The organism is Gordonia sp. (in: high G+C Gram-positive bacteria) (assembly GCF_049299075.1).
In the GTDB taxonomy this organism is placed as follows: Bacteria; Actinomycetota; Actinomycetes; order Mycobacteriales; family Mycobacteriaceae; genus Gordonia.
The window spans coordinates 1-2,133 of record NZ_JBAQWU010000399.1; the positions used below are offsets into that span (position 1 = coordinate 1).

Sequence of the window (2,133 nt, forward strand, 5' to 3'; positions counted from 1 at the left end):
GTCCGGGCCGCGGCCTCCGGACCGCCCGGCCCGGTCACCGTCACCGTCAGCACCTCAGCCTGCGCCCCGACCTCCCGCGCCGCCTCGGCAGCCTGCGCGGCGACCTGCGCCGACCCGGCCTGTAGCCGGTGATCCACCACCAGTGCGGTTACCGACAACCCGGCCCGGACGGCGGCGGTGGCCAGAGCCAGCGAATCAGCACCGCCCGACAAGCCCACGCACACCGGGCCGCCCGACAGGTGGGTCTCGGCGAAGCCGCGGATCGCCCCGATCAGCTCCTGCTGGGCATGCGATCTCACCGGGTTCAGAGCACCCGAGCGACCCAGTCGTGCGGTTCACCGATCTCGGCCATGGTGGGCATCGTTTCCGGGGAGGTCCACACGGTGTTGAACGCGGCCATCCCGACTTCGTCCACCACTGCGTCGACAAAGGCCTTACCGCGGATGTACTGGGACATCTTGGCGTCCATCCCGATGAGCGCGCGGATCACCCGCTGGATCGGATTCTGCGGGCGGGTGCGCCGCCGGTCGAAGGCTGCGCGAATAGTGGCCACGGTGGGCACATGCGCTGGCCCGACCGCATCCATCACATGATCGGCATGGCCCTCCAGCAGGGTCCCGAGCACCATCACGCGCTCCAGGGCCGCGTACTGCTCGGGCGTCTGCACCAACTGCATCAACCCGAACACGCCCTTCTCACGGGATCGGCCACTGCGCAGCGACTCGGTGATCCGCCCGACGAGGTCGGCCGTCGATTCACCGGCGTCGCCGGTCAGCAACGCCACATTGTCTTGCATGTATCCGGGGAGCCACGGGTTGGCGGAGAACTGCACCCGATGGGTCACCTCGTGCAAACACACCCACAGCCGGAAGTCCGAAGGCACTACACGCAGCTGCCGTTCCACCGCGATGATATTCGGCGCCACCAGCATCAGCACCCCGGGCTCACCGGTCTCCGGGTCCGGTGAGAACGGATCGTATTGGCCCAGGATCGCACTGGACAGGAAGGCTAACAGCCCACCGGCCTCCACCCCGGCGACCTTGCCCATCACGCCGCGCCCACCGCGCTCGATGCCAAGCATCGAGGGCATCGACGACGCCGCGGCGTCGATCCAGCCGGACCGGTCCAGGATTCGGGCGGCTGGCACCGGCAGCCCGTCGGCCAGGCCGGTCACTTCGCGCACCGGCGCCTCCGCACGTCTGCTGGCCGCGGCAAGCTCAGCTTGGGTCTGTTCCATCGTGTACCGGGTCACGCGTGGACCGGGCCGGGCGATCTTCCGGCCGAACGACGACGCGAACTCCCAATCGATGTTTGCCCCGCCGCGCTCGTTGTCGCTCGCCGCGACGGCACCGGCTGGCGCGTCGGCCTGTTGAATCTCAGCCTGGTGAATCTCAGTCTGTGCTTCGGTCATCAGACGTCTCGCTTCCTTGTGAGCGGCGGGGTGCCCCAGACGTAACCGCACCGGGACGGCAAGTCCCTACGGCCGTTGCCGGGTCCTATACGTGGCGGTAGGGACAACTTCTCGCCTCAGTTCCGGCAACCGCACTCGCGCAGCGCGCCAGCGAGTTCGTCGAGCGCCGGGCGCGCATCGGTCGGCGACGTGCCGCCGGACATGAATGCGAAGGCCAGCACCCGACCGTCCACCGTCTGCACGATGCCGGTCAGCGAACTCACCCCGGTCAGCGTGCCGGTCTTGGCTCGCACCCAGCCTTTGCCCGGATTGGGCGCGGCAAAACGCTCGGTGAGCGTCCCGGTGCCCCCGGCCACTGGGAAGGTGTCGAGCATGGGCCGCAACTTCGGATGAGAGTCACCCGCCGCCGCCGACACTAGATCGTCGAGCAGTCGGGCCGGGACCTTGTCCGCCGACGACAGCCCGGACGCATCGCGCAGGGTCACGCCGGTGGTGTCAAAGCCTTGGTCACCGAGCACCTTCACCACTGCCGCAGCACCGCCAGCGATCGTCGGCGGTCCGCCGGTGGCGGCGGAGAGCTCGATCCCCAGTGTTTCGGCGAGGACGTTGTCGGACAGTCGCATCATGTCGCCGACGCGCGTACCGAGCGGCGCCGACTGCACCGAGGCGAGCACCTTGGCCGAGCCGCGCGGCGTGACCTCGTCGACCGGGCCGTGCAGGCC

General features: G+C 69.2%; 3 protein-coding genes. All 3 read right to left on the reverse strand.

What is annotated here, in order from left to right:
* Nucleotides 1-299, reverse strand: a 299-nt coding sequence (locus WAW85_RS12745; RefSeq protein WP_422559978.1) for an ATP-binding protein, incomplete at its 3' end; no start/stop codon positions are given.
* Nucleotides 300-304: 5 nt separating this feature from the next.
* Nucleotides 305-1,411, reverse strand: a complete 1,107-nt coding sequence (locus tag WAW85_RS12750; RefSeq protein ID WP_422559979.1) for a zinc-dependent metalloprotease — start codon at nucleotides 1,409-1,411, stop codon at nucleotides 305-307.
* Nucleotides 1,412-1,527: 116 nt separating this feature from the next.
* Nucleotides 1,528-2,133 (reverse strand): D-alanyl-D-alanine carboxypeptidase/D-alanyl-D-alanine endopeptidase (dacB, locus tag WAW85_RS12755; protein ID WP_422559980.1); only part of this gene is annotated, 606 nt, incomplete at its 5' end.

Excerpts from the sequence above, each read along its gene's own strand:
- WAW85_RS12750 (WP_422559979.1), bottom strand. The coding sequence starts at position 1,411 with ATGACCGAAGCACAGACTGAGATTCACCAGGCTGAGATTCAACAGGCC.